The 19,414-nt window shown below is 72.9% G+C and carries 14 protein-coding genes; 10 read left to right on the top strand and 4 right to left on the bottom strand.

Annotation, left to right across the window (positions count from 1 at the left end):
• Positions 1–51: 51 nt before the first annotated feature.
• The 3 genes from AB0I32_RS21660 to AB0I32_RS21650 are packed head-to-tail and all read right to left on the bottom strand — an operon-like array spanning position 52 to position 5,437.
• Positions 52–1,476, bottom strand: a complete 1,425-nt coding sequence (locus AB0I32_RS21660; protein ID WP_357509776.1) for an aminoglycoside phosphotransferase — start codon at positions 1,474–1,476, stop codon at positions 52–54.
• A complete protein-coding gene (gene treS, locus AB0I32_RS21655; RefSeq protein WP_357509774.1) occupies positions 1,473–3,335 on the bottom strand; it encodes a maltose alpha-D-glucosyltransferase in 1,863 nt (620 codons plus the stop codon). Before treS ends, AB0I32_RS21660 begins: the two co-directional genes overlap by 4 nt.
• Positions 3,332–5,437, bottom strand: coding sequence for an alpha-1,4-glucan--maltose-1-phosphate maltosyltransferase (locus tag AB0I32_RS21650; RefSeq protein WP_357509772.1), 2,106 nt, complete (start codon positions 5,435–5,437; stop codon positions 3,332–3,334). Before AB0I32_RS21650 ends, treS begins: the two co-directional genes overlap by 4 nt.
• Positions 5,438–5,629: 192 nt before the next feature.
• Here AB0I32_RS21650 and glgP point away from each other — a divergent pair, with 192 nt between their 5' ends.
• Both glgP and AB0I32_RS21640 read left to right on the top strand, forming a co-directional pair.
• Complete coding sequence (gene glgP / locus AB0I32_RS21645) at positions 5,630–8,212, top strand: alpha-glucan family phosphorylase (RefSeq protein ID WP_357509770.1); 2,583 nt, start codon at positions 5,630–5,632, stop codon at positions 8,210–8,212.
• A 144-nt stretch (positions 8,213–8,356) separates the two neighbouring features.
• Complete coding sequence (locus AB0I32_RS21640) at positions 8,357–8,554, top strand: ferredoxin (protein WP_357509768.1); 198 nt, start codon at positions 8,357–8,359, stop codon at positions 8,552–8,554.
• Here AB0I32_RS21640 and AB0I32_RS21635 read toward each other — a convergent pair.
• Positions 8,529–8,831: a DUF6725 family protein gene (locus tag AB0I32_RS21635; protein WP_357509766.1), complete on the bottom strand. Its 303-nt coding sequence runs from the start codon at positions 8,829–8,831 to the stop codon at positions 8,529–8,531. The two genes, AB0I32_RS21640 and AB0I32_RS21635, sit on opposite strands and share 26 nt — an antisense overlap.
• Before the next feature lie 139 nt (positions 8,832–8,970).
• On the opposite strand from AB0I32_RS21635, the gene fdxA reads away from it, so the two are divergent.
• From fdxA to AB0I32_RS21595, 8 genes are all read left to right on the top strand, one after another.
• Positions 8,971–9,288, top strand: coding sequence for a ferredoxin (gene fdxA, locus AB0I32_RS21630; protein ID WP_020017584.1), 318 nt, complete (start codon positions 8,971–8,973; stop codon positions 9,286–9,288).
• An 8-nt stretch (positions 9,289–9,296) separates the two neighbouring features.
• Positions 9,297–10,415 (top strand): succinyldiaminopimelate transaminase, encoded by a 1,119-nt coding sequence (dapC, locus tag AB0I32_RS21625; protein WP_357509764.1) that lies wholly within the window; start codon positions 9,297–9,299, stop codon positions 10,413–10,415.
• A gap of 124 nt (positions 10,416–10,539) precedes the next feature.
• The gene (locus AB0I32_RS21620) at positions 10,540–11,847 is read left to right on the top strand and encodes a citrate synthase (protein WP_357509762.1); all 1,308 of its coding nucleotides are present in this window, start codon (positions 10,540–10,542) and stop codon (positions 11,845–11,847) included.
• Positions 11,848–12,019: 172 nt separating this feature from the next.
• A complete protein-coding gene (locus AB0I32_RS21615) occupies positions 12,020–12,442 on the top strand; it encodes a MarR family transcriptional regulator (RefSeq protein WP_357509760.1) in 423 nt (140 codons plus the stop codon).
• Positions 12,443–12,489: 47 nt separating this feature from the next.
• Positions 12,490–12,942: a hypothetical protein gene (locus tag AB0I32_RS21610; protein WP_357509758.1), complete on the top strand. Its 453-nt coding sequence runs from the start codon at positions 12,490–12,492 to the stop codon at positions 12,940–12,942.
• Positions 12,939–13,202: a hypothetical protein gene (locus tag AB0I32_RS21605; RefSeq protein ID WP_357509756.1), complete on the top strand. Its 264-nt coding sequence runs from the start codon at positions 12,939–12,941 to the stop codon at positions 13,200–13,202. Before AB0I32_RS21610 ends, AB0I32_RS21605 begins: the two co-directional genes overlap by 4 nt.
• A 136-nt stretch (positions 13,203–13,338) precedes the next feature.
• Complete coding sequence (locus AB0I32_RS21600) at positions 13,339–16,605, top strand: FtsX-like permease family protein (protein WP_357509755.1); 3,267 nt, start codon at positions 13,339–13,341, stop codon at positions 16,603–16,605.
• Entirely contained in the window at positions 16,605–19,406 is a 2,802-nt protein-coding gene (locus AB0I32_RS21595; RefSeq protein WP_357509753.1) for an FtsX-like permease family protein, read from the top strand. The genes AB0I32_RS21600 and AB0I32_RS21595 overlap by 1 nt, the downstream gene beginning before the upstream one ends.
• Positions 19,407–19,414: the final 8 nt, after the last annotated feature.

The following is a 19,414-nucleotide window of genomic DNA, read 5'->3' as shown; positions in this document are numbered from 1 at the left end:
CACCTTTCCATGGGGAGCAGGTGACGTGCGACACGTCCGGGCTGGTAGGGGTCACGAAGCGAGCACACGTTCGACGGCCGTCAGCGGGATGTGCATCCACGCGGGCCGGTGCCGGAACTCGTAGACCACCTCGTACAGCGCCTTGTCCAGGACGAGCGCGCGCAGCAGCAGCTCGGCGGTGGCGACGGAGAGCTCGCCGCCCGACGCCGCGGGCACCGCTCCGGCGTGCGCTTCGCGGTACCCCTCGAGAAAGCTGATCTGGGCGTGCCCGGCCCAGTGCGGGTCGGTCGCCTGCCCGACGGCGGCCGCGTAGTCGAGCGAGCGGAGCAGTCCGGCGACGTCGCGCAGCGGCAGGTCGGGCGCGACGCGTTCGGACACGGGGCGCTGCGGCTCACCCTCGAAGTCGAGCACCTTCCAGCCGTCCGGCGAGTAGAGCGCCTGGCCGAGGTGCAGGTCCCCGTGGATGGACTGCAGGGGCACGAGCCCGCCGGTGCGTTCGACGACGGCGGACAGCCGCTCGCTCACGGCGTCGAACAGCGCGGTGACGCCCGCGCGGTGCGGGGCCAGGTCGGGGACGTCGGCGAACGCCTCGGCGGCGCGCCGCCGCAGCACCCCCATGAAGCTCGCGGGCTCGAGGCCGGGGCCCGGGCCGAGCGCCTCGAGCAGCACGGCGTGCAGCTGTGCGACGACGGCCCCGAGCTCCGCGGCCCGCTCCCCGAAGTCCTCGTCGCGCGACGCGTACGCGCAGGCGAGCTCGAACCCGTCGGTGGCGTCGGTGACCAGCTCGGAGAGCACGGCGAGATGGGCGAGCGGCGCCGCGTCGAGGTCGTCGGGTACCGGCAGCGGGACGGCGCCGAGGAACCGCGGCACACCGTCCCAGCCGGCCCGGGTCAGGGCCTCCGGGATCACGACGTCGGGGTGTGGGCCCAGCGCGACGGTCCGCAGGATCTTGAGCATCCCGCCCCGGCCCCCGTGCGCGGACAGGGCGGGAAGCATCACCGACGTGTTCGACTGCTCGCCGGAGATGCGTCGCGCACCGGCCAGCTCGGCGCAGTCCTCCGGCTCGCACGCCTCCGGCAGGGCGGTGGTGAGGTAGGCGTGCCAGGCGGCGGGGTGGACCCCGCCGTCGTGCACCGTCGCGGTGCCCGACGCCGTCGTCACCGTGCCGATCAGGCCCGCGGCCTCGGTCTCGACGGTGTCGGCCTCCGGCTCGGCGGTGGGGGTCAGCACCAGCGGCACCTGGATCACCAGCGAGTCGGAGCCCGCGGCGAGGCCGGGGCCGGCCAGCCGCAGGAGGGCGACGACGACGTCGGCGACCCCCGGGACGGTGACGGTGAGCCAGGGCTCGTGCGTCACCCCCTCGGCGGGCACCGGGTACCAGCGCTGCTGGGGCAGCCACGTGTCCAGCAGCCGCAGCACCTCCGGGGGGAGGTGCGCGGCCCCCGGGGAGACGTGGACGAGTCGCGCGGGGCTCACGCCTCTCGCGCCTGCCCCGCCGTGTCGTCGGCACCGGACCTTGTCGGTGGGGCCAGCACCAGCCAGTAGAAGTCGCGCGCACCCCACGTCATCGTCAGGATCCCGTCGTCGCCGACGCTCGGGAACCCGGCCCCGCCGAACACGTCGGTGAGCGTCCAGCCGGCGTATCCGGGCAGCTTGATGGTCGACGAGCGCGCCGTGGCGGACAGGTTGGCGGCCACCAGGATGGTCTCCTCGGCGGAGGACCTGGTGAACGCGATGACCGACTCGTCGTTGCAGTCGAGCGCCGTGAAGTCGCCGGTCCCGAACGTCGGGTGCAGGCGCCGGAACGCCAGCATGTTGTGCATCCAGTGCAGCAGCGACGTCGGCTGCGCGAGCTGGGCCTCGACGTTCGTGTGCTGGTAGTGGTGCACGAGCGACTGGACGAGCGGCAGGTAGAGCTTGCCCGGGTCGGCGGTGGAGAAGCCGGCATTGCGGTCGGGCGTCCACTGCATGGGGGTGCGTACCGCGTCGCGGTCGGGCAGCCAGATGTTGTCGCCCATGCCGATCTCGTCGCCGTAGTACAGGCACGGGGTGCCGGGCAGCGAGAGCAGGAGCGCGTTGGCCAGCTCGATCTCCTTGCGGGCGTTGTCCAGCAGCGGTGCGAGCCGCCGTCGGATCCCCACGTTGGCCCGCATGCGCGGGTCGGGGGCGTACCAGCCGTACATGCTGGCGCGCTCCTCCGTGGACACCATCTCCAGGGTGAGCTCGTCGTGGTTGCGCAGGAACGTGCTCCACTGCCCGCTCGCCGGGATGGCCGGGGTGTCCGCGAGGATCTCCAGCAGCTGGCGGGCCCGCTGGTCACGGATCGCGTAGAAGATCCGCGGCATCACGGGGAAGTGGAAGCACATGTGGCACTCGGGCTCGTCGTCCGTGCCGAAGTACTCGACGACGTCCGCCGGCCACTGGTTCGCCTCGGCCAGCAGGATGCGGCCCGGGAACTCCGTGTCGACCATGCGCCGCACCTTGCGCAGGAAGTCATGGGTCTCGGGCAGGTTCTCGCAGTTGGTGCCCTCTGCCTCGAACAGGTACGGCACGGCGTCCAGCCGGAAGCCGTCCACGCCCAGCTGCAGCCAGAACCGCGCGACGTCGAGCATCGCCTCGACCACGCGCGGGTTCTCGAAGTTCAGGTCGGGCTGGTGGCTGAAGAACCGGTGCCAGAAGTACTGCCGCCGCACCGGGTCGAACGTCCAGTTCGACGTCTCGGTGTCCACGAAGATGATGCGCGCGCCCTCGTACCGCGTGGGGTCGTCGCTCCACACGTAGAAGTCGCCGTACGGGCCCTCCGGGTCGGCGCGCGAGGCCTGGAACCACGGGTGGGCGTCGCTGGTGTGGTTCATGACCAGGTCGATCACCACGCGGATGCCCCGCTCGTGCGCGGCGGCCACCAGGTCGCTGAAGTCCGAGATGGTGCCGAACTGCGGCGAGACCGCCGTGAAGTCCGCGACGTCGTACCCGCCGTCGCGCAGCGGCGAGGGGAAGAACGGCGGCAGCCACAGGCAGTCGATGCCCAGCCACTCCAGGTAGTCGAGTCGCTCCACGAGGCCGCGCAGGTCGCCCGCGCCGTTGTCGCCCGAGTCGGAGAACGACCGGATCATCACCTCGTAGAAGACGGCCTTCTTGTACCACTCGGGATCGTGCGTCAGGCCCTTGCGCCGGGCGTCCAGGCGCGGCTGCCGCCGCGGCGGCAGCGCCTGGACGGGCACGGGCACCGACGGCGGGTTCGGCATGCTGGGCCGTTCGGGCTGTGCGCCCTCGGCCCCCAGTGGATAACCCTCTGGCGGCCCGACGGCGGGGCCACCCGGTCCGAAGGTCGTCATGCCCGACCCACCTGGAGGACGTGTGCCACGCGGACCTGCGGGTCCAGCCGGACCCAGGGATGGGCCCCCCAGCCGTAGGTCTCGCCGGACAACAGGTCGTGTGCCACGAAGAACGGGGCACTGTCGTCGCCCTCGGGAGCACTGAGGCCGAGGGCGGAAAGGTTCAGGTCCACTACAGACTCCTGTGCGTTCCGGGGGTCCAGGTTCAGCACGACCACGACCACGTCGTCGTGCCGCGGGGCACGCCGATCGTTGCCCCCTGCACTCATGGTGCGGCCCTGCGGCTTCGCTGTCGCGCGCGGGAGACGATCAGCGGGGATCCGCCGCGAGAACGCGACCACGTTGCTGTTCGTCGTGGGATGGATCGTCAGGTTCCGGAGCTGCTGGAGCGCCGGGTGCGCCCGGCGGATCTCGTTGAGCTTGCCCAGCAGCAGCGCGATCCCGTACTCGTCGGCGCGCTCCCAGTCCCGCGGCCGGTACTCGTACTTCTCGTTGTCGATCTGCTCCTCGGCGCCGGGTCGCGGGACGTTCTCCACGAGCTCGTAGCCCGAGTAGATGCCCCAGGTGGGCGAGCCCGTCGCGGCCAGCACCGCGCGTACGGCGAACGCCGCGACGCCGCCGTCGCTCAGGTAGGGCGGCAGGATGTCGTGGGTGGTGGGCCAGAAGGACGGACGCAGCACAGAGCCCTGCGGCCCGCTGACCTCGGCCAGGTACTCCTCGATCTCCTCCTTCGTGTTGCGCCAGGTGAAGTAGGTGTACGACTGGTGGAAGCCGACCCGCGCCAGCGTCTGCATCATCGCCGGCTTGGTGAACGCCTCCGACAGGAAGATGACCTCGGGGTTCGTCGCGTGCACCTCCGCGAGGAGCCACTCCCAGAAGTTGACCGGCTTGGTGTGCGGGTTGTCGATCCGGAACAGGGTGACGCCCCGGTCGATCCACGTGCGGAAGACGTCCAGCATCGCCGCGTACAGACCCTCGGGATCCGTGTCGAAGCTGAGCGGGTAGATGTCCTGGTACTTCTTGGGCGGGTTCTCCGCGTAGGCGATGGACCCGTCGGCACGGATGACGAACCACTCGGGGTGCTCGGTGATCCAGGGGTGCTCGGGCGACGCGTTGAGGGCGATGTCGAGCGCCACCTCCATACCCTGCTCACGGGCCGCCGAGACGAAGGCCTTGAAGTCCTTCTCCGTACCCAGGTCCGGGTGGATGGCGTCGTGCCCGCCGTCCGCCGACCCGATCGCGTAGGGGCTGCCCGGATCACCCGGCAGGGCCTCCAGCGAGTTGTTGCGGCCCTTGCGGAACGTGGTGCCGATGGGGGAGATGGGCGTCAGGTAGACGACGTCGAACCCCATCGCCGCGATGGCCGGCAGCCGCTTGGCAGCAGTCCTGAACGTGCCGGACACCCACGTGCCGTCCTTCTTCTGGTACGCCCCCTCCGACCGGGGGAACATCTCGTACCAGGCCCCGGCCAGCGCCAGCGGCCGGGACACCCGCAGCGGGTAGCTGTCCGACGCCGAGACCAGCTCACGCAGGGGTGCACGCCGCAGGGCCTCGGTGACCTCGGGCGAGGTCGCCACCGCGAACCGGGCCTCCGCCGGACGGGAGGCGTCACCCAGTGCCCGCCGCGCCGCGGTCAGGGCCCGTGCGGCACGGGTGGTGCGGCCCCCGGCGACCAGTGCGTCGTCCGGCACCCGGCGGCAGATCCTGTCGAACAGCCGCACGCCCTCCGCGAGCATCAGCTCGGTGTCGATGCCCGCGGCGATCTTGATCCCCGCGTCGTGCACCCAGGTCGCGTACGGGTCCGACCACCCCTCCACCCGGAACGACCAGTCGCCCTCGGCGTCGGGCTGCAGAAAACCGCGGAAGCGGTCCAGGCCGGGGGCGACGTCGACCATCGGGGCCCACGAGTGGTCGGACCCGTCCGGGGCGATGAGCACGGCCGTCGCGGCGACGGCGTCGTGCCCCTCGCGGAAGACCGTCGCCTCGATCGGGACCACCTCTCCGACCACGGCTTTCGCCGGCCACCGTCCGGCCTCGACGACGGGGGAGACCTCGAGGACGGGGATTCGGCCGATCCGGCCGGGAGTCGTGTACGGGCTCACCGGAACACGCTATCGACCCATACGGGGCACTCGCCTTCCGGGCGCGCCGGGTTTCGAAACTGTCTTGTGGAGGTCCGTAGCCGGAGGTCCGCAGCGACGCCGTGACGTCGCCATGATGACGCTGTGCGGACCGGATCCCATATCCCACCAGGCGGGGTGTGCTCGCCCGGACATGTGCGTAGTCTTCGTCCAGTGAGAGCGATCCGCAGATTCACCGTCCGCACGGTCCTCCCCGAGCAGCTCGCAGCGCTCGACGAGCTGGCCCAGAACCTTCGCTGGTCCTGGCACGCGCCGACGCGCGAGCTGTTCGCGAGCATCGACCCAGAACTCTGGTCCGACGTCCGGGGCGATCCCGTGGCGCTGCTCGCCGCGCTCGGCTCCGAACGCCTGGCGGCGCTCGCCGCCGACGAAGCGTTCACCGGCCGGGTGCGCGCGGCGTCGGACGACCTCCACCGCTACCTGCGGGACCCGCAGTGGTACCAGGGGCAGACGACGACGTCGGGCGGCGAGCTGCCGCGCGCCATCGCCTACTTCTCGCCGGAGTTCGGCATCACCTCGGTGCTGCCGCAGTACTCGGGCGGCCTCGGCATCCTGGCGGGTGACCACCTGAAGAGCGCCTCCGACATGGGCGTGCCCATCGTGGGCGTTGGCCTGCTGTACGGGGCCGGCTACTTCCGGCAGTCGCTGACCCGTGACGCGTGGCAGGTGGAGACGTACCCGTTGCTCGACCCGGACGGCCTGCCGCTCGCGGTCCTGCGCGAGGAGGACGGCACGCCCGCGCTCATCTCGCTCGACCTGCCCGGCGGCCGCAAGCTGCACGCGCACGTCTGGGTCGCCGCCGTCGGCCGGGTGCCGCTGCTGCTGCTCGACTCGAACGTGCCGGAGAACGACGACGCGTCCCGCAAGGTCACGGACCGCCTCTACGGCGGCGGCGGCGAGCACCGCCTGCAGCAGGAGCTGCTGCTCGGTGTGGGCGGCGTGCGTGCGCTGCGCGCCTGGTCGCGCCTGACCGGGGCGCCGGACCCGGAGGTCTACCACACCAACGAGGGCCACGCCGGCTTCCTCGGGGTGGAGCGCATCCGCGAGCTCGTCGGATCCGGCCTGAGCGTCGGCGAGGCGCACGAGGCGGTACGCGCCGCGACGGTGTTCACCACGCACACGCCCGTCCCCGCGGGTATCGACCGGTTCCCGAAGGACCTGGTCAGCACCTACTTCGGCGGCGACAACGCGATGGACGGCGTGCCGCTGGAGAGCGTGCTGGCGCTCGGCTCCGAGGACTACGACGGCGGCGACCCCACCGTGTTCAACATGGCGGTGATGGGCCTGCGGCTCGGCGGCCGGGCGAACGGCGTCTCGCTGCTGCACGGCCAGGTCTCGCGGGAGATGTTCGAGGGACTGTGGCCAGGGTTCGACGCGCGGGAGGTGCCGATCAGGTCGGTCACCAACGGTGTGCACTCGCCCACCTGGGTCGCTCCCCGGCTTGCCGCCGTGGAGGCGGAGCGGATGGGGCTGGACCAGATCACCGCGCCCGAGGCGTCGGCCGGCTGGCTCGACCCGAGCAGAGTGTCCGACGCCGAGCTGTGGGCCCTGCGCGGCGAGCTGCGCGGCGAGCTCGTGGCCGAGGCCCGGCGCCGGGTCCGCAAGTCCTGGCGCGAGCGCGGGGCGTCCCCGGCCGAGCTCGGCTGGGTCGACGACATCCTGTCGCCCGACGTGCTCACCATCGGCTTCGCCCGCCGCGTGCCCACCTACAAGCGGCTCACGCTCATGCTGCGCGACCAGGACCGGCTCAAGGCGCTCCTGCTGCACCCCGAGCGGCCCGTTCAGCTCGTCGTGGCGGGCAAGTCGCACCCGGCCGACGACTCCGGCAAGCGGCTCATCCAGCAGCTCGTCCGGTTCGCCGACGACCCCGAGGTGCGGCACCGCATCGTCTTCCTGCCGAACTACGACATCGGCATGGCGCAGTCGCTGTACCCGGGCTGCGACGTCTGGCTGAACAACCCGCTGCGGCCGCTGGAGGCCTCAGGGACCTCCGGCATGAAGAGCGCGCTCAACGGCGGCCTGAACCTCTCGATCGAGGACGGCTGGTGGGCCGAGTGGTACGACGGCGAGAACGGCTGGGGCATCCCCACCGCTGACGGCGTCGAGGACGCTGACCGCCGGGACGACCTGGAGGCCGCAGCGCTGTACGACCTGGTCGAGTCCCAGGTGGCGCCCGCGTTCTACGACCGGATCGACGGGGTGCCGGGCCGCTGGCTCGAGATGGTGCGGCACACGCTGGCCACGCTCGGCCCGAAGGTGCAAGCGACGCGCATGGTCTCCGAGTACGTGCACGGCCTGTACGCCCCGGCCGCCGAGGCGGGCCGGCTGCTCGCCACCGACGGGTTCGCCGCCGCGAAGGACCTGGCGGGCTGGAAGGAGCACGTGCGGAACTCGTGGTCCCAGGTGCGGGTGGACCACGTGGAGTCCGCGGGGATCGGCGAGGCGGTGCAGGTCGGCGACCGGCTCACCGTGCGCGCCTACGTCTCGCTCGGCCCGCTCTCGCCCGACGACGTGGACGTCCAGGTGGTGCACGGCCGGGTCACCGACGCCGACGTCATCGAGGAGTTCGCCGCCGAGCCGCTCGCACTCACCGAGTCCTACGAGGCCGGGCGGCACGCGTTCGGCGGCGAGGTGGAGCTGGACACGTCGGGCCCGTTCGGCTACACGGTGCGGATAGTGCCCAAGCACTCCCACCTGACGAGCGTCGCGGAGCTGGGCCTGGTGGCCAACGCCTGAGGCTGTCCTTGACTCGTCGAACAGAAGAGCAGTCGCCTTCTCGGCAGTGAGAGGGCGGCTGCTCCTCCGTTCGGCGCCTGTGACGTGCCGGGTCTCCCGGCCGCCGATTAGGCGAAGTGGGTGTCGGGTGGGGAGAGTAGTCCCATGAAGATCAACGTGGACCAGGACGCCTGCTGCGGCGCCGGCCAGTGCGTGCTGCTCGCTCCCGAGGTGTTCGCTCAGGATGACGACGACCGCGTCATCCTGCTGAACGAGCGCCCGGGCCCGGAGCTCGACTTCGCCGTGCAGGAGGCAGTGAGCATGTGCCCGACGGGCGTCATCTGGGTGGACCAGAACGCCTGACGGGCCGCGGCGGGATCGGCTTGGCGGTCTCGATGTCGGCGGCCGCGACGGAGACCTCTTCCGGCTCCCCGCGGCCGGGCACGGGATCGGTGCGGAGCCGCAGACCGGCGTCGGACACCTCGACGACAAAGCCGATCAGATCCGTCCAGCGGTGGGCCGTTCCGCCGTCGGACACCACGGGGCCCGCGGGCGTGAGCCGGCGCCGCACGACCACCCGCGTGCCGGGTCCGAGCGTGCGCCAGGCGCCCGTCGGAGCCGGTGGTGTAGCGAATGTCACGTAGGTTCCCTTTCCGCTGCGTGAGACCGGTGGGGATCTGAGGGTCTCCCGGGAGATACTAGGATCGCGCCGCCGGGCTCGTCCCGCGGTCCGCATCGTGCATGATCCTCAAGTCCGGAAGTGGAAGGACACCCTCGAAGTGACCTACGTGATCGCTCAGCCATGCGTCGACGTCAAGGACCGGGCATGCATCGAGGAGTGTCCCGTGGACTGCATCTACGAGGGCAGCCGCTCCCTGTACATCCACCCCGACGAGTGCGTGGACTGCGGTGCCTGCGAGCCGGTCTGCCCGGTGGAGGCCATCTACTACGAGGACGACGTCCCCGATGAGTGGAAGGACTACTACCGCGCGAACGTCGAGTTCTTCGACGACCTCGGCTCGCCCGGTGGTGCCGCGAAGATGGGCGTCATCGAGAAGGACGACCCGATGATCGCGGCCCTCCCGCCCCAGGCCTGACGGCCGACATGGGTCTGCACGACCTCTCCGACCTGCCGTACCCCTGGGACTCGATCGCCGGCATCACGGCGACCGCCAAGGCTCACCCGGGCGGTCTGGTCGACCTCTCGATGGGCACGCCCGTCGACCCGACGCCCGAGGTCGTGCGGCACGCGCTCGAGGCGGCGTCCAACGCGCCCGGCTACCCGATGACGGCGGGCACGCCCGCGCTGCGCCAGGCAGTCGCCGACTGGTTCGCCAGACGCCGGGGCGTGCCCGGCCTCGACCCCGCCGCCGTCGTGCCGACGATCGGTTCCAAGGAGCTCGTCGGCCTGCTGCCCTCGCTGCTCCACCTCGGACCGGGCGACGTCGTCGTGCACCCGGCCGTCGCCTATCCGACGTACGTGGCGGGCATCCGCGCGGCGGGCGCCACGCCGCTCGCGACCGACGACGTCGCCGACTGGGCCGGCCGGGACGACGTGCGCATGGTGTGGGTCAACTCGCCCGGGAACCCGACGGGCCGGGTGCTGGACGTCGCGGCCCTGCGTGCCGTCGTCGAGGCGGCGCGCGCCATCGGCGCCGTCGTCGTCTCCGACGAGTGCTACGCCGAGCTGGCGTGGGAGGCCCCCTGGGTCGACGAGGGTGTGCCGTCGATCCTCGACCCGCGCGTGTGTGACGCTTCCCACGACGGGCTCCTCGCCGCGTACTCCCTCTCCAAGCAGTCGAGCATCGCGGGCTACCGGGCGGCGTTCCTCGCGGGCGACCCGGCGCTGATCGCCGACCTCACGCAGACCCGCAAGCATCTCGGCCTCATCGTGCCTGCTCCGGTGCAGGCCGCGATGACGGCCGCGCTGTCCGACGACGAGCACGTCGCCGCGCAGCGCGAGGTCTACGGCGCCCGGCGCAGGGCGCTGACCGCCGCGGTCATCGCCGCAGGGCTCGTCGTGGAGGAATCGGGAGCAGGTCTGTACCTCTGGGTGGCGGCGCCGGACGGGCGTTCCGGCCTGCAGATCGCGGAATGGTTCGCGGATCGCGGCATCCTCACCGCACCCGGCCACCTGTACGGCGACAACGAGCACACGCGAGTGGCGCTGACCTCCACTGACGCGCAGATGACCGACGCTGTGGCGCGCCTCACAGAGGCTTGACCGACGGATTGGAAAATAAAGAGCAGGGCGCGATACTGTCGTGCCCCAGGTCGACGCTGCCCGTGAATTTCCTTCACCGCAGTTTCACAGCAGCGTCCCTCGTGCGCCATTCAGGAAGGAAGACATGACCTCCACACCGGTGGACGGCTCGAGCCGCGTCGAGCTCGCCGTCAACGGAACCTCTCACACCCTGCCTGTCGTCGCCGCGAGCGAGGGGAACGACGGCATAGTCGTGTCGTCGCTGCTCAAGGACACGGGCCTGGTCACGGTCGATCCCGGCTTCATGAACACGGCGTCGTGCGAGTCGTCGATCACCTACATCGACGGTGACGCGGGCATCCTGCGCTACCGCGGGTACCCGATCGACCAGCTGGCCTCCGGCTCGGGCTTCCTCGAGGTGGCGTACCTGCTCATCTACGGCGAGCTGCCGAGTGCCGCGGAGCTGGACTCGTTCACCGAGCGGGTCAACCGCCACACGCTGGTGCACGAGGACTTCCGCACGTTCATGGGCACCTTCCCCCGGAACGCGCACCCGATGGCGGTGCTCGCGTCCGCGGTGAACGCCCTGGGCACGTTCTACCCCGAGTCCCTGGACCCCGGGGACGACGACCAGGTCGACCTGGCCACCGTGCTGCTGCTCGCCAAGACGCGCACCATCACGTCCTACCTGCACCGTCGCCGGGTGGGCGAGCCGCTGCTGTACCCGGACTACTCACGCGGGTACGTCGAGGACTTCCTGCGCATGACGTTCGCGACGCCGTACGAGGCGTACGAGGCCGACCCGATGATCGTGGACGCCCTGGAGAAGCTGCTCGTGCTGCACGCGGACCACGAGCAGAACTGCTCGACGTCCACGGTGCGTGTCGTCGGCTCGTCCAACGCGACCCTCTACGCCTCGGTGGCGGCAGGCGTGAACGCCCTGTCCGGTCCGGCGCACGGCGGCGCCAACGAGGCCGTGCTGACCATGCTGGAGAAGATCCGCTCGGGTGGCGAGACCGTCGAGACCTTCATGGAGAAGGTCAAGAACAAGCAGGACGGCGTGCGCCTGATGGGCTTCGGCCACCGGGTCTACAAGTCCTACGACCCGCGTGCCGCGATCGTGAAGAAGTCGGCCGACGAGGTGCTCGACAAGCTCGGCGCCAAGGACGAGCTGCTCGACATCGCGCGCGGCCTCGAGGAGATCGCCCTCTCGGACGACTACTTCGTGGAGCGCAAGCTCTACCCGAACGTCGACTTCTACACGGGCCTCATCTACAAGGCGATGGGCTTCGAGCCCGCCATGTTCACGCCGCTGTTCGCGCTGGGCCGCATGCCCGGCTGGATCGCGCAGTGGCGCGAGATGATCAAGGACCCGCAGACGAAGATCGGCCGCCCGCGCCAGGTGTACACCGGCGCGACGGAGCGCCCGTACGTGCCGGCCGGCCGGCGCTGACCGCCGAGACAGAACTGCGCCGAGACAGAGCTGTGGCGAGGTAGAAGCACGGCGAAGTAGGACCAGGGCGAGATAGAACCGCAGCGGACCGCGGTTCTATCTCGCCACAGTTCTGTCTCGGCGTGGTGCTACCTCCGGCGCCGTAGTACGCCGGTCCGGTTAGCCTGCTGCCATGCCCCAGAAACCGCCGTTCAGCCCGACGGTCGCCCTGCTGACGATCGGCCGGGTCTGGGACGCCGCGCTCGCCGACGCCCTGAAGCCGCTCGGCCTCACGACCCGCAAGTACGGCCTGCTGGGGCACATCCGTGCGACGCCGGGCGTCTCGTTCAGCGAGCTGGCCCGCCGCTCGCGCATCACCGTGCAGAGCGCCCACACCGCCGTGGCCGCGTTCGCGGCGGACGGTCTCGTCGAGGACGCTACGGCGCGCGCCGGCGCGGCGTCGCGGCTGCAGGTCACCGCGGCCGGCGAGCGGTTGCTGGGGGAGGCGGCCGAGCGGGTCGCGGTGCTCGACGCCCAGTTCGCCGCGGAGTACCCCGTGCTCGTCGAGGCCATGCGACGGCAGATCGAGGAGCACCTGTCGTCCCGGAGCCGCTGACCTTCAGGCAGTCTGAAGCATGGCCATCCTTCAGTTAGGCTGAAGGTATGGAAAACCTGCTGCTGTCCGCGCACGTGCTCGCGGGCATTCTCTTCGTCGGTCCGGTGGCGGTGACCACCAGCCTGTTCCCACGCTTCGCCCCACTGGCGGCCGGTACGGCGGACACCGCCGCCCGGGCCGAGCGCAGTGCGTCGGTGGCGCGGATGCTGCACGGCGTGACCCGGGTCTACGGCATGCTGGCCCTCGTGGTTCCCGTGATCGGCCTGGTGCTGGCGGCGGTCCAGGGGCGCCTGGGCGAGATCTGGATCGTCACGGCGATGGTGCTCACCGCCGTCGCGGGCGGTCTGCTCGCACTGCGCATCACGCCTGGCCAGCGGGCAGTGCTGGAGAGTCCGGGCGACGCCGCGCGGCTGCGTGGGCTGAGCATGCTGACCGGCGTCTTCAACCTGCTGTGGGCCGCGGTCGTCGTGCTCATGGTCGTCCAGCCGGGGTCGGTGTGAGGCCGCTGCTGCGCGCGCTCGAGGTGCTCTCGGTCCTGGAGCTCCTGAGCGTGGCCGCCCTGCTCGTCAACCTGGCCACGGTGCACGTCGAGGGCGTCGCGTCGGCCCTCGGTCCGACGCACGGTGCGCTGTACCTGGCGGTGGCCGTCACGGCGCTGCTCGGTCAGGGCCTTCTGCCGCGCACGCGGGTCCTGGCGCTCGTCCCGGTGCTCGGCGGCGTCTTCACCCTGGTGAACGTGCGCCGGGAGGCGCGCAGATGAGCCTGCGCCACCACCTGCGCCGTCCGCCGGAGGTGAGCGCCGCCGAGGCGCTGCGGCTGAGCAGCGTGACCGGATCGTTGCCCGGGGCGGCGGTAGTTTTGTAGTCGGTGTCACAGGGCGCGGCTAGTTTGGCTCCGTGAGCCGAGCCACTCTCCTTGCCCGCCGGTCCAGGGCGCACCGTGGGCTGCTTGCGCTCGTCTGGCTGCTGGTGGCGGTGCTCACCGGCGCTCTCGGCGTGACGGTTGGCTGGACGCAGGCCGCCGCCACCGCCGCCGCCCGCGGCGGGCTCGCGTCCGCGGAGCCGTCCGGCCGCGCACTGCAGCTCGCCACCCGGATGGCGGACGGCTCCGCTGCCGACGCGCAGGACGCCAAGGTCCAGCAGGTGCTCGCCGGCCTGCTCGACGGCGTACCGCACCAGGTCGCCTACGACGTGCGGACCGAGCCGCAGCACACGCGGGGCAGCGCGGGACAGGACCTGGGCCGCTGGTCGGTGGCACTGCTCCCGGCCTCGTCGCGCGCGGAGGCGCTGGCCGGCGCGGGCGCCTCGGGTGTCACCCTGGCGGACGGCGCCTGGCCCACCGCCCCTGACGAGGCGGCCGTGCAGGCCGACGCCGCGGAGGCCGCGGGCCTGGACGTCGGGGACACCATCCGCCTCGGCGTCGACCCCGACAGCCCCGCCGCCACCGGCACGCGGGTCACGATCACGGCGACCTGGCGGGTCACCGACCCCGACGACGCGGTCTGGCTGGGCGACCCCGCGATGCTGACCGGCTCGGACGGCGCCTACCCCGGCCCGGTGGTGGTGAGCCGGGAGACCTTGGCCGACCTGGACACCGACCCGTTCGCCCGCTGGACGGTGGTGCCCGACGGCGCCACGCTCACCCCCGCGCACCTGCCCGCCCTCGCGGCGCTCGCCGCCGAGATCAAGAGCGGTCTGGGCGAGGACACGTCCGTCGCGCCCCGCGGCCTGACCGTCGCGGGAACGCTCGACACGACGACCGCGGACCTCGCGGCTGCGCTGGACACGGCGGACGCCGTCGCCCTGGTGCCGCTCTGTCTGCTGGCACTGGTGGGCCTGGTCGCACTGGTGCAGGTGGCGCGGCTGCTGGCCGCCACCCGGGAGGGAGAGGTAGCTCTGCTCGTCTCCCGCGGTGCCGCGCCCGGGACGGTGACGGCGGCGGCCGTCGTCGAGGGCGTGCTGCTGTCGCTCACCGCCGCGGCGGCGGGCGGAACAGCGGGGTGGGCCGCACTGGGGATCGTCGCCGCGTCGGACGGCGGGGCCGCAGCCCCCGCGGCGACGCCGGTGGCGGTAGCGCTCGCAGTAGCCGCGGTGGCGGCCGTGACGCTCACGCTCGTGGCGGCGCTGCAGGCGCAGGCGGCGGTGCGGCGCCAGGTGACCGACCGCTCGGGACGCGTACGCCAGGTGGCCGCGCTGGGCACGGTGGTGCTGACGGTGGCGGCCGCCGCGGTGAGCGTCACCCAGCTGCTGCGCTACGGCTCCCCGCTCCTGACCACCCCCGGCGGTGCGCGCACCGACCTCACGGCGGCCGCGGCGCCGGCCCTCGTGCTGGCCGCGCTCGCCGTGGCGGCGATGGCGGTGCTCGGCCCGGCCACCCGGCTGTGGGCGGCGCTCGCCGGCCGGTCGCGCGGTGTCGTGGGGCCGCTGGCGGCCCGGCAGGTGGCCCGGCGGCTCGTCGTCTACGTCGTACCGGTGGTCCTGCTCGTGCTAGCGGGCGGCGCCGCGACCCTGGCCGGGGGATACACCGGAACCGCCGAGCGGCTGCGGGCCGACGTCGACGTGCTCGCCAACGGCGCGGACGTGCGGGTCACGGCGCCGGAGAACGGGCGCCTCGACCCGGCGCCGTACCTGCTGGGCGCGTCGGGTACCGATGCAGGCCCGGACGCCGTCGCCGCGGCGCCCGCGCTGGCCGCCACGGGTTACTCCGACGGGCGCCCGGTCACGATGCTCGCGCTGCCCGCCGCCGCGCTGCCCGCTGTGATGCGGGCGCCGACCGAGGTGCTCGACGTCGACCGGGTGGCCGGAAAACTGGCCGGCGACGCGTTCGCGACGGCGCCCGCCCTGCCCGGCGACGCCCGCGACGTCCGCCTCACGGTGAGCGGCTGGATCCGCCCGCTCATGGGCGTGACGCCGCCGGCGGCCGCCCCCCTGCACGAGCTGGAGATGTCGATGGTGCTCGCCGCGTCCGACGGGACGCTCGCCACGCTCGAGCTCGGACGGCTCGCCGAGGGTGACGGGACCGGCAGCACCCTCGGCCCGGACCCGACGACCCATGAGCTGTCCGCCGAGGTGCCTCCACCTCCCGCGGGCCAGACATGGCGCGTCGCCGCCCTCGACCTGGACACCCGGCCGGGTTGGTCGCTCGCCGACGCGAGGCTGGCCGTCGTCGGGCTCACCGCGGGTGGGGAACCCCTGGAGGCCTCCGGGTGGACACCGTCCGAGACGTTCGACGGCGCGGACGGCCTGGAGCTGAGCCCCGACGCGCCGCCCGGAGGGGTCGAGCTCAGCATGCCGCTCAGCGACGGCGCGGGGGCGGCCAGCAGACTGCGGCTCCTGACCACGCCCGAACCGGCCCCGATCCCGATGCTCGTCTCGTCCTCGCTGACGGAGGCGCTGAGCATCGAGCCGGAGGACCCGTTCGAGCTGACCCTCGGCGGGGCGCGTCTGACGGTCGTGGCCGTCGGGTCGTCGGGCACGGTGCCCGGCGCGCTCGAGCCGTACGCCGCCCTGATCGACCGGGGTGCGCTCGCCGCCGCGCTGGTCCGTGAGGTCGACGAACCGGTGCTGACGAGCGAGGTGTGGCTGGCCGCTGGCCCGCCCGGCGCGACCGCACCCGCCGCCGCCGTGAACCGCCTCGCCCAGCAGGTGACCGCCGAGGCCGAGGCCACCAGTACGACAGTCCGCGACCGGCCGGACGTCACGACGCCCGGCCACGGCACCACGGCCACGGCCGTACCGGTCCGGGTCTCGTTCTGGCTCGCCGCCGCGGGAGCGACAGTGCTCGCCCTCGCGGGAGTGCTCGCGGTCGCGGTGGCGACACTGCGCCAGCGACGCGGCGAGGTGATCGTGCTGCGCGCCGTCGGGCTCGGCCCGGTGGCGCAGGCCCGGGCACGGTCCGCCGAGCTGATCTCCGTCGGACTGGTGGCGCTCGCGGTGGGCGCCGTCGCCGGCTGGTGGGTCGCCCGGTTCGTGGTCGGCGGCCTCGCGGCCGCGACGCTGACCGGCATCGACGCGGCACCGCCGGCCCGGTTCGTCCTGGAGACCGCTGGAACCGGCCTGGTGCTGGCCGCCGCGGTGGCCGGCCTCGTCCTGGTGGCTGCAGGGGTGGGCGCGCGTGTCGCCGCGCAGGCCCGCGACACCACGTATCGGGAGGAGGTCCGCTGATGGGCGCACTGTCCGGACTGGGTCTGCTCGCGCGGCGGCAGCTGCGCACGTCCTGGGGTGCCACGGCGACGCTCGGCGTCGTCGCGTTCCTCGCGGCCGGGGTGCTGTCGACCGCGCCGCGCGCCGTCGCCACCATGCACGGGGACCAGGTGGCCTACGAGACGGCGGCGGCCTCCGGCCTCTCCCGGGACGTGATCTCCGTGGTCGGGGCGGTTCCCGGAGAGCCGCCGGGCGGGATGTTCTACGATCCGGGCGAGGAGCCCGCCGAAGGGACCCCCGCCGAACCCGACTGGTCAGCGTTCCTCGCCAACCTCGACGCCGTGCGCGGAGAGATACCGGAGCCGCTGCGCTCGGCGATGGGCGTGCCCGACTTCCACGTGAGCGCTACCGACCTCGCCTACACGGACCCGGTGCCGGCCTCGGAGCTGGCCGAGGCCAAGATTCTGCTCCGGGCGGCTCCGGGCCTGGCGGACCGGGCCGAGCTCGTCGAGGGGAGCTGGCCGTCGGCAACAGCGGCGGGCGGCAACCGCCCGTTCGAGGTGGCGGTCTCGCGCGCCGTCGCCGACGTCTACGGCTGGGAGCTCGGCGGGCGGTACGGCACGCTGGGCGGCTCTGGCGTGGTCTCCCTGGCGGACCGGTACCCCAGCCTGGTCGTGACGGGGATCTTCGAGACCGGTGACCCCGACGCCGACTACTGGCTGCACAACGGCCTCGGCGCACGGGCCTCCGTCATCAACGACCCCAACCGCGGCCTGCTCGGTACGGCCTCCGTCTATGTCAGCCCAGCGATGATCGTGCCCCTGACCTTGGGGTACGCCGAGACCCGTGTCTGGTACCCGGTCAGCACCGACGACGTGACGGCGGACGCCGTGCCGGAACTCCTGTCCCAGGTCAACGGGCTCTCGACCAAGGTGATCCCCGTCGCGGCCGGACCCGACGACCCCACGCCGATCCAGCTGCGGCCCGACAGCCGGCTCAGCGAGATCCTGGAGCGTCTGCTCGCGCAGCGCACCGGTGTCGACGCGATAGTCGCGGTCCTCGCCGTCGGACCGCTCGGTGCGACCGTCGCCGTGCTCGCCCTGGGCGCTCGGCTCGTCGTGGACCGACGCCGTTCGGCCCTCGCCCTGCTGCGCGCTCGCGGAGCGTCAGGGAGCCAGCTCCGCCTGCTCATGGGCGGCGAAGGGCTTGTCGTCGGGCTCGGCTCGGCGGCCGTCGGGTTCGGGGCGGGCCTCGCCCTCTCGACCGGGCTCGGTATGGACGCGCCGGTGACCGTGAGCCAGGTAGGGCTCGCCCTGGCGGCGGGGCTCGCCCCGGCGGCCGCTCTCGCGCTCGCCACGTCGCCCGCCGGGCTCCGGACCACCCGGGCGGACCTCGCGCCCCGCTCGCGCAGCCGCGTGCGCTGGGTGCTCGAGGTGCTCGTCGTCGCGGGCGCGGCACTCGCGACCTGGCTGCTGCTCTCCCGCGGGGTGGTGGCCGGCTCGGGTGCGGGCTCCGGCGTCGACCCGCTGGTGGCCGCGGCGCCGCTCCTGGTCTCTCTCGCGCTCACCCTGCTCGCGGTGCGCGCCTACCCCTGGATCGCGCTGGCGGCCGAGCGCGCGCTCGCGCCGCGCCGCGACCTGGTGCCGTTCCTCGGGGCTGCCCGCGCCACGCGAGACCCGGCGGGCGGACCCGTGCCCGCGGTAGCGCTCGTGCTCGCCGTGGCCGTCGCCGCGACGTCCGCGGTGCTGTACTCCACGGTCTCCGGCGGCGTGGTCCGCGAGGCCTGGCGCGCGACCGGCGCCGACCTCCGGATCTCCGGCCCGGTACTCGACGAGGCGGCGGTCGAGCAGATCGCCGCGCTCGACGGCGTCGACGTCGTGGTTCCGGTCGACGAGGTGGGAGACGGCGTGCTGCAGGGTGCGGGGGGTTCCCCGCGCGCTGAGGTGTACGCCGTCGACATCACAGCGCTCGCGGCAGCCCAGGCAGACGTGGCCGGAACGCCCGAGACGCTCGGTGAGCTGGCCCAGGCCGCCGGCGCGGCAGATGACGCAGTGCCGGTGATCCTCACCCGGTCGGCAGCAGGTCCCGGCGTCAGCCCGGGCAGCACCGGGATCACGCTCGCGACGCGGGAGGGCAACGTCCCTGTGCGCGTCGTCGACGTGGTCGACGAACTGCCCGGCCTGCCGGCCGACCGCTCTCTTGTCCTCGTCGACGCGGGCCGGCTGGCCGCGAGCACCGGCGACAGCAGCAGCTACCCCCGGCTCGCACTCGTCGGCCTGGCTGACAGCGCCGACCGTTCGGTGGTGACCGCCAAGATCGTTCGGCTGTTCTCGTCGGCGGTGGTCGAGGACCCGGACCAGGAGGCCGACGAGATGCTGGCGGCGCCGGTCTCCGGCGGGCTGCTGGTCGCGTTCGTGCTGGCCGTGCTGCTCGCGGGCCTGCTCTGCGCGGCGGCAGTGGTGATGACGTTGATGCTCGCGGCGCCCGCGCGTGCCCGGCTGCTCGCCGTGCTGCAGACGCTCGGCCTGTCGCCACGCCAGGGTCGCGGGCTCGTCGGCTGGGAGATCGGGCCCTGGGCGGTGATGGCACTCGTCGTGGGCGCGGTGCTCGGCGTGGCGGTGCCGTCGCTCGTGCTGGCCGCGGTCGACGTCACGGCCCTGACGGGCGGTATCACGCAACCCGGACCGCAGTACGACCCCCTGCTCCTCGGCGTCGCCGCCGCAGGGTTCGTCGTGGTGGTGCTGGCCGCGGTGGGGGTCGCGGCGGCGCTGAGCCGCCGCGGCGAGGTGGCGGCTCAGCTGCGGATGGGCAGCAATGACTGACACGACGA

The sequence above is a fragment of the Promicromonospora sp. NPDC050249 genome (genome assembly GCF_040656015.1).
In the GTDB taxonomy this organism is placed as follows: Bacteria; Actinomycetota; Actinomycetes; order Actinomycetales; family Cellulomonadaceae; genus Promicromonospora.
This window is presented reverse-complemented; position numbering and strand designations above follow the sequence as displayed.

Coding starts and splice junctions, on each gene's coding strand:
- treS (WP_357509774.1), bottom strand. CDS start 3,335: ATGACGACCTTCGGACCGGGTGGCCCCGCCGTCGGGCCGCCAGAGGGT.
- AB0I32_RS21640 (WP_357509768.1), top strand. CDS start 8,357: ATGAAGATCAACGTGGACCAGGACGCCTGCTGCGGCGCCGGCCAGTGC.
- dapC (WP_357509764.1), top strand. CDS start 9,297: ATGGGTCTGCACGACCTCTCCGACCTGCCGTACCCCTGGGACTCGATC.
- AB0I32_RS21620 (WP_357509762.1), top strand. CDS start 10,540: ATGACCTCCACACCGGTGGACGGCTCGAGCCGCGTCGAGCTCGCCGTC.
- AB0I32_RS21615 (WP_357509760.1), top strand. CDS start 12,020: ATGCCCCAGAAACCGCCGTTCAGCCCGACGGTCGCCCTGCTGACGATC.
- AB0I32_RS21610 (WP_357509758.1), top strand. CDS start 12,490: ATGGAAAACCTGCTGCTGTCCGCGCACGTGCTCGCGGGCATTCTCTTC.
- AB0I32_RS21595 (WP_357509753.1), top strand. CDS start 16,605: ATGGGCGCACTGTCCGGACTGGGTCTGCTCGCGCGGCGGCAGCTGCGC.